This is a genomic window from Pseudanabaena sp. 'Roaring Creek' (assembly GCF_001402795.1).
Taxonomy (GTDB): domain Bacteria; phylum Cyanobacteriota; class Cyanobacteriia; order Pseudanabaenales; family Pseudanabaenaceae; genus Pseudanabaena.
Genome location: NZ_LIRE01000403.1, coordinates 1 through 6,698, shown reverse-complemented (window position 1 = coordinate 6,698; position 6,698 = coordinate 1). Strand labels below are relative to the sequence as shown.

The window sequence follows — 6,698 nt, the reverse complement described above, 5'->3', positions numbered from 1 at the left end:
TTGATTGGAGGCGATCGCTTTTTGATGGGGAGATGAAGGGGCGATCGCTTTGTGGTTGGGGAGATTATGGGGCGATCGCAGTTTTTGATATTTGGTGAAAGCGATCGCTTTGTTGTAGGGAGATGAAGGGGCGATCGCTGTTTGTTGATATCTGACTAGGGGCGATCGCTTTGTGGTTGGAGAGATGATTGGGCGATCGCGGATTAGAATGTATGTAGTCTTGTAATTTAACATCCTGTCATTAAAAATGTCTTATGCCAAAAGCTGTTCAGGAAATCTATACACAAGTTATTTCAAATCTTCCACCAACTGAGAGACTACAGTTAGCGACTTTGATTCTCAACGGCTTAGTAAAACAAGAAGCTACAGTTATTGATGATAGCGACACTTGGACAGAGCAGGATCAACTAGACTTAACTGCTTTTTCTATGCAATATGCGGTGACTGCTTTGATTGAAGATGAGGAGATAACTGAGTGAAAGTTCAATCTGGCGATATAGTGACCGTTGATTTTCCTGCTGTTACTGGTATCAAGCGTCGTCCAGCAGTCGTTTTATCTTCACAGACATATCATGCAAATCGTCCTGATGTAATTGTTGGGCTTATAACCTCACAGACAAAAAACTTATGTGTTACAGATTATATACTTCAAGATTGGCAATTAGCAGGACTGAGAGTTCCATCTGTTTTTCGTAGCTTTATTGTGACATTGCCTCCATCCGCTAACTTGATTGTCATTGGGAAGTTATCGGAGCAAGATAGTCAAGGTATTAGAAATTGTGTCAAATTATCTCTAGTCAATTTGGGTGAATGATTTTTTGAGAGGATGTCGGCGATCGCTGTTTGTTGATACTTGGTTGGGGCGATCGCTTTGTGGTAGAGCGATGAAAGGGCGATCGCTGATTTGATATTTGGTTGGGGCGATCGCTTTGTTTTGTGGGGAGATGAAGGGGCGATCGCTTTTTTGTTGATTTTTGATTGGTGGCGATCGCTTTGTGGTAGAGCGATGAAAGGGCGATCGCTGTTTTGATATTTGGTTAGGGGCGATCGCTTTGTGGTGGGGAGATGAAGGGACGATCGCTGTTTGTTGATATCTGACTAGGGGCGATCGCGGGTTAGAATAATCCAAAAAGCATTAAAAATCCGATTTTCATGACACTAAGCGCATCTGAAATAAAACAACAAGCAAAAAATATTTTAGATGCGATCTCCTTCACTCCCTTTGAAGAATGCCAATCCTTAAGTCGTGATTTTAGCAATATTCCTGATCGCCCTGGCATTTACGCAATCAGACATAAGTATGAAGGTTGGCTTTACATTGGCAAAACCAAAAGTTTAAGGAGTCGTTTTAAAGGTGGACATAAAGCCTTTCTGTGGGCATGGCTTGATAAATACAAAGATGAAGACGTGCGTATTGTCGCAGAAATAATCCCATACTCAAGGAATCCTGAGTTACTATTGGAGTTAGAGGCAATAATTCTTCGTGCTACTGAGCCTCCATACAATGCCCAAATTCCAATGGAGTAGTAAATTTATGCAAGTAGAAATGTTAGAGCGAATCTCATCTAAGGATGCAGAAGTTATTTTAAAACTTCTACCTGAGAGAATTAGAGCAGCAATTATTTCCCGTGCCAAAGAAATAGATTATCCAATTGAAGCAACACTTGAGATGGCGATCGCAAGTTTTTTGGATACAGAATCCATAAGTTTTTCCGACTGTAAACCCAATCGTGGATATTAACCCACAAAACAGGCGATCGCTGGCTGTTGATATTTGATTGGGGGCGATCGCTTTGTTGTGGGGAGATTATGGGGCGATCGCAGTTTTTGATATTTGGTGAATGTGATCGCTTTGTTGTAGGGAGATGAAGGGGCGATCGCTGTTTGTTGATATCTGACTAGGGGCGATCGCTCTGGGGACTTTGAGAAACATGCAAATTATGCAGTGAATCGCTTAGAGTATAATCAAATTTTGAACTATGCAAGATACTGCTGAATATATCTGCGCTTTTTGCGGAGAGACTAATACGACATTTGTTGACTTTAGTGGAGGAATGCAACAGTCGTACGTGGAGGACTGTCAAGTTTGCTGTCAGCCAAATATTTTGTATATTGAGATTGACGAAGACACCCTCGGCATCGAAATTAATAGCGAACCAGAAAGTTAGGGTATAAAGCTGGGATCTGTGCCGCCCGTGAAGAGGGCAGCACATGCTTTTAGGCTTTATTGAGTAGCACTCATCCGAAAAACAGATATCGGTTCGCTTAATCCTTTTAAAATAACCGAACTCTCTTCATAAAAATAACCATCTATGTCCTCGATCGCAAAAGACTGACTTCGCGAAGATGCGGTAAAAACAATGTCATTTCCTTTGCTCAACCCTTGAACCCTTGCCGCAGTGTTCACAGTCGTCCCAAAGTAATCCGAGCGATCGTTGAGATTAACGCAGATACAAGGTCCTGTATGTACCCCCACTTTAAGAATTAACTGCTGCTCTTCAGATTCAAAGCTGCGATTGAAATCCCTCATTTTGGCTTGCATCGCGATCGCTGCTTTAAGTCCGTCAACGGGTGAAGTAAATGTTGCCATGATGGCATCGCCGATAGTTTTAATCACCGCTCCATTATGTTCGTCAACGATGGTAAATAGAAAATTAAAATGCTGGCGGACGAGGCTATAGGCTTGGGGATCGCCCTTTTCATTGTAGAGAGCCGTTGAACCAGCCAGATCGGTAAAGAGAATGGTAACTTGTCGAATCAATAAACTCTCATTGGGAGGAATAGTCTCGCGGGGAAATAGTTCGCGAAACATCTGTAAGGTCAAGAGACGATGCCCTGAGACCACTCCGTACTTAGCATCGATTTGCTCGCGAAATGCGGTATCGTTAGCTTCTGGTGAGAGCGATCGCAAACGTTGGTCAATACTAAAGGCAACCCGCACCTGTTGATCGGCATCGGACTGATGGGTATGGCGACAGTCGAGACAGGAGCAGGTGGATAGAGTTTTAAGATCCCCCAATTTCTTGGGTGCTAAATCAACTCTCAAACATTTCGGACATTGAATATCCCAATTAAGAGAGACTATTCCTTCCTTTAATGCGATAACTAAAAGGTTTAAAGCTTCGCGCTCAGAAAGTTGCAAGCGATCGGCAATTAGGTGCGGATTGACATGAAAGAGAAACCGTTCGTCTCGATCTTGCAAAAAATCAATAAAGCGATCCTGCTCTACCGAACCTATTCCGTACTGACTCAAAGATTTTACAGCTTGGGCGATCGCGTTATTGGTGTGATGTTTAGATAAATTAAAGATTTCTAGCATAGTTTCATTTTACCTGTTGCTAAGGAATGAATTTGATGAGTTACAACTAGATGCGTCCCAATCGTAATATCTTCTCAAACTTATAGCCCTGCAAACCACTCGTAACCTTCATCTACCCAATAGCCTCGACGTTGGCGAAGTTCATTGGTGAAAGTAACTCGCGTTACCCATTTTGATTGCTTATAACCTAGTTTGATTGGGGAAGCCAAACGTAAAGGCGCACCATTTTCAACGGGAATATCATTACCATTTTTCTGATAGGCAAGGATCGTTTGAGGATGCAAAGCCGAGGCAATATCCCAACTTTCGTAGTAATTATCTGCCGACTCAAAATAGACATAACGCGCCCCCGCCTTTGGCTGCACTAGTTTAGCAAGATCGTACAGACGCACTCCACCCCACTGCACGATCGCCGCCCAGCCCTCCACGCAAACATGGCGAATTACCATCGAAATTAAGGGTAACGCTCGCACGTCATTCATGTTCAATTGCAGGGGATTATTCACAGCTCCATCGATTACCAATTTAAAGGAATTCAGATCGATCGCGGGAGTCGTATCGAAGGAATTAATTAGCAAAGAATTAGGCTCGATCGCGCTGAGGGGATATTCTGGCGCGGGATTTTTGGCTTGAAAAATCAACTCTTCAATCCCTTGATTGAGCGGCTCGAATAAAGCCCTTACATTTGTAGTCTGTTGATGGAGCGGTTTAAAAATAGAAGTCGAACTAGAATTAGAAGCCCCACAACTTCCTAAAAACAATCCCATGCCAGACAGACCAGCATATTGCATTAATTGGCGGCGCGAAAATCGGCGTTGGGGATATCGATCGAATTGCATATTTAATAACCTTAAGGGATCTCCTAGTGTGTTTTGTAGTGCTGAGCGCTAACTAAATAAACATTGAACGAATCATTCTCAAACCACCCACCCTAAAGGAAAGAAAGATATGGACGATAGTAAAAATCAAAACGATGGGAATCGTCAAGAAATGGGCAATGCGAAGATTTTGCCAACTTCCGAATAAACCAGAAATCCATGCAAACTGCACGGGCTTATACATGCACAAACCAGAAAGTATTGCTAGAAGGAGAATGGGAACGATCGCAGTATAGGCAAGACGATGCCATGCGTAGTTCTTGCGTTTGGGATTTTTGGCTTGTAATGCCTGAATATCTTTATCGGAGGCAAACCTATGCTTCCAGCGGCGGGTAATAAAAATATAGATTCCATAAACGAGCAAACTCATGGAAAACACCCACATTGAGGCAAAGTGCCAGTTCCTTCCCGCCCCCAGCCAGCCCCCCAAAAGGATTTCCTTGGGAAAACGCCATCCCGTGCGTCCGCCAAATACTGGATTGGCATTATAAATTTGCAGTCCGCTAGCAGTCATGAAAATCAGCGCCAAGAGATTAATAGAATGGAAAGCTTTGACAAAAATCGCCTGCTTAGGGGCAGGGGCGGATTTTGGATTAGCAGATTTTGGATTTGCAGATTTTGGGCTCATAGATTTAGGGGAGTGAGAAAATTATCTGGCTTGATTAATCTGACTTGATATATTGAATCTGATGAAGCTGAATTTGATTTAAGAAGAAAAACCAGTTAAATCGAATTCATAGTGGCAATGGCGGGAAAAATGGTGCCAACCAAAGTTGTAATTTAACATCCCATCCTAGAATAATAGCGATCGCGGTAATAGATATCAATACACCACCAATCTTTTGCAAAAGTTGGCTGCGCGATCGCAGTTTTAAAAATGAATTGCTAAAGTACCTACTGGCATAGGCAAGTAGTAATATGGGTAAACCAGTCCCCAAACCATAGACAATTAACAAAATTAGCGAGGTTAAAATCTCGTGTTTTGCTGCCGCTAAAATTAGAATACTTCCTAATACAGGACCAGCGCAAGGAGTCCACAGAAGACCTAATTGAGTTCCCAACCAAAATTCAGCAAATAAGTTAACCTCAGTCGATTCTTTTACCTTAAAAACAGGAAATTTACTGGATATCTTACTTACTAAAAGGTAATTCCACCGAGGAAAAATTGATAACAACCCCAGCCCCAGCAAAAAAACGATCGCGACAATTCTTGCAAAATTACTGAATCCTGTCAGCCAATTGCTCGCAACTCCCAACAGGCTCCCTGCGATCGCAAATCCACTAATCAATCCAGACACCAAAGCAAATGGTCCGTAGCGATGCGTTTGCAGCGATCTACCGACAATAATAGGTAGAATCGGCAAGATGCATGGTGAAAAAGCCGTTAACAAACCACCCAAGAGCGCTAATCCGATAGATAGCGGCGAAAGAGAGAGCATCATGCCCTTGGCTCCTATCCTAATAGTTGTTTGATAGTCTGTTCGGTAAGATCGTAGGCTCCTTCGCCAATGTGGTCGTAGACAATATTGCCTTGGCGATCGGCTAAATAAATATGCGGCCAGTACTCGTTTCCGTAGGCTCTCCAAGTCTTAAACTCGTTGTCAATGGGAACGGGATAGTGGATGCCATGTTTTTGGATGGCATCCTTGATATTGTTGGCATCCCTCTCAAAGGCAAATTCTGGTGTATGAACACCAATAACCTTAAGTCCTTTAGCGGCATAGCGATCGTACCATCCTGTAACATGGGGTAGGGTGCGCTGGCAATTAATACAGCTAAAAGTCCAGAACTGAATCATCACAATATTTCCCTTTAAATCTTGAATTGATAAAGGATTAGAGTTCAGCCATTGAGAGATACCTTGAAATTCTTGTAACTTTTGACCAGAAGTATTATTTACAGCCACAGTAGTAACTTCAGATTTAGGTTTATTGTCTGTCAAAGCAGTGGAAGTGATTTGTTGAGGGGAAGAACTAGAGCCGAATTGGGTAGCGCAGGCAGCACTACCAATTCCTAATGTTCCCAACCCTACATAGGTTAAAAAACGACGACGACGCAACAAGTTTTTATTCATTGTAAATTTTCTCCAATTTTAATTGGTTCTATCTCTAGTGATTTTCGAGTGTTTCACACTCGAAAATCATGTTTACCTGAGTTTTGAGAGATTAAGGGTTTGCATTAGCAGGCTTACTATCCTTCATGGCATCGCCTTTCATCGCATCAGCAGGCTTGCTATCCTTCATGGCACCGCCTTTCATGGCATCATCCTTCATGGCATCACTAGTCTTATCCTTCATGGCATCGCCTTTCATGGCATCAGCAGGCTTGCTATCCTTCATGGCATCGCCTTTCATGGCATCAGCAGGCTTGCTATCCTTCATGGCATCGCCTTTCATGGCATCAGCAGGCTTGCTATCCTTCATGGCATCGCTAGTCTTATCCTTCATGGCATCGCCTTTCATGGCATCATTCTTCATGGCATCGCCAGTCTTATCCTTCAT

General features: G+C 42.9%; 14 protein-coding genes. 5 read left to right on the top strand and 9 right to left on the bottom strand.

Going from position 1 to position 6,698, the window contains the following annotated elements; translation table 11 throughout:
* Nucleotides 1-234: hypothetical protein (locus AC805_RS13575; RefSeq protein ID WP_156341407.1), on the bottom strand; the 234-nt coding region annotated here is incomplete at its 3' end.
* A gap of 20 nt (nt 235-254) precedes the next feature.
* On the opposite strand from AC805_RS13575, the gene AC805_RS13570 reads away from it, so the two are divergent.
* On the top strand, nt 255-479 hold the full coding sequence (locus AC805_RS13570) for a hypothetical protein (RefSeq protein WP_055075922.1): 225 nt from the start codon (nt 255-257) through the stop codon (nt 477-479).
* Nucleotides 476-814 carry a type II toxin-antitoxin system PemK/MazF family toxin gene (locus AC805_RS13565; protein WP_055075921.1) on the top strand — a complete coding sequence of 113 codons (339 nt, stop codon included), beginning with the start codon at nt 476-478 and terminating at the stop codon, nt 812-814. Before AC805_RS13570 ends, AC805_RS13565 begins: the two co-directional genes overlap by 4 nt.
* Here the strand turns inward: AC805_RS13565 and AC805_RS13560 are convergent.
* Complete coding sequence (locus tag AC805_RS13560; RefSeq protein ID WP_055075920.1) at nt 794-1,129, bottom strand: hypothetical protein; 336 nt, start codon at nt 1,127-1,129, stop codon at nt 794-796. The genes AC805_RS13565 and AC805_RS13560 overlap by 21 nt on opposite strands.
* A gap of 23 nt (nt 1,130-1,152) precedes the next feature.
* Here AC805_RS13560 and AC805_RS13555 point away from each other — a divergent pair, with 23 nt between their 5' ends.
* Nucleotides 1,153-1,527: a GIY-YIG nuclease family protein gene (locus AC805_RS13555; protein WP_055075919.1), complete on the top strand. Its 375-nt coding sequence runs from the start codon at nt 1,153-1,155 to the stop codon at nt 1,525-1,527.
* 7 nt (nt 1,528-1,534) lie between these two features.
* Entirely contained in the window at nt 1,535-1,741 is a 207-nt protein-coding gene (locus AC805_RS13550) for a hypothetical protein (RefSeq protein WP_055075923.1), read from the top strand.
* Nucleotides 1,742-1,807: 66 nt separating this feature from the next.
* Here AC805_RS13550 and AC805_RS27145 read toward each other — a convergent pair whose 3' ends face one another.
* Nucleotides 1,808-1,933 (bottom strand): hypothetical protein, encoded by a 126-nt coding sequence (locus AC805_RS27145; protein WP_269433579.1) that lies wholly within the window; start codon nt 1,931-1,933, stop codon nt 1,808-1,810.
* Between the two features lie 46 nt (nt 1,934-1,979).
* Here AC805_RS27145 and AC805_RS13545 point away from each other — a divergent pair, with 46 nt between their 5' ends.
* Nucleotides 1,980-2,168: a CPXCG motif-containing cysteine-rich protein gene (locus AC805_RS13545; RefSeq protein ID WP_055075918.1), complete on the top strand. Its 189-nt coding sequence runs from the start codon at nt 1,980-1,982 to the stop codon at nt 2,166-2,168.
* A 56-nt stretch (nt 2,169-2,224) separates the two neighbouring features.
* On the opposite strand, the gene AC805_RS13540 is transcribed toward AC805_RS13545, so the two are convergent.
* The 6 genes from AC805_RS13540 to AC805_RS13515 form a co-directional block, all read right to left on the bottom strand.
* The gene (locus tag AC805_RS13540) at nt 2,225-3,319 is read right to left on the bottom strand and encodes an adenylate/guanylate cyclase domain-containing protein (RefSeq protein ID WP_055075917.1); all 1,095 of its coding nucleotides are present in this window, start codon (nt 3,317-3,319) and stop codon (nt 2,225-2,227) included.
* Nucleotides 3,320-3,399: 80 nt separating this feature from the next.
* Complete coding sequence (locus tag AC805_RS13535; RefSeq protein ID WP_055075916.1) at nt 3,400-4,158, bottom strand: molybdopterin-dependent oxidoreductase; 759 nt, start codon at nt 4,156-4,158, stop codon at nt 3,400-3,402.
* 52 nt (nt 4,159-4,210) lie between these two features.
* On the bottom strand, nt 4,211-4,825 hold the full coding sequence (locus tag AC805_RS13530) for a cytochrome b/b6 domain-containing protein (RefSeq protein ID WP_055075915.1): 615 nt from the start codon (nt 4,823-4,825) through the stop codon (nt 4,211-4,213).
* Nucleotides 4,826-4,931: 106 nt separating this feature from the next.
* The gene (locus AC805_RS13525; RefSeq protein WP_082429500.1) at nt 4,932-5,639 is read right to left on the bottom strand and encodes a cytochrome c biogenesis CcdA family protein; all 708 of its coding nucleotides are present in this window, start codon (nt 5,637-5,639) and stop codon (nt 4,932-4,934) included.
* Nucleotides 5,640-5,650: 11 nt separating this feature from the next.
* Nucleotides 5,651-6,271, bottom strand: coding sequence for a thioredoxin family protein (locus tag AC805_RS13520; RefSeq protein ID WP_055075913.1), 621 nt, complete (start codon nt 6,269-6,271; stop codon nt 5,651-5,653).
* Nucleotides 6,272-6,362: 91 nt separating this feature from the next.
* Entirely contained in the window at nt 6,363-6,698 is a 336-nt protein-coding gene (locus tag AC805_RS13515; RefSeq protein WP_055075912.1) for a hypothetical protein, read from the bottom strand.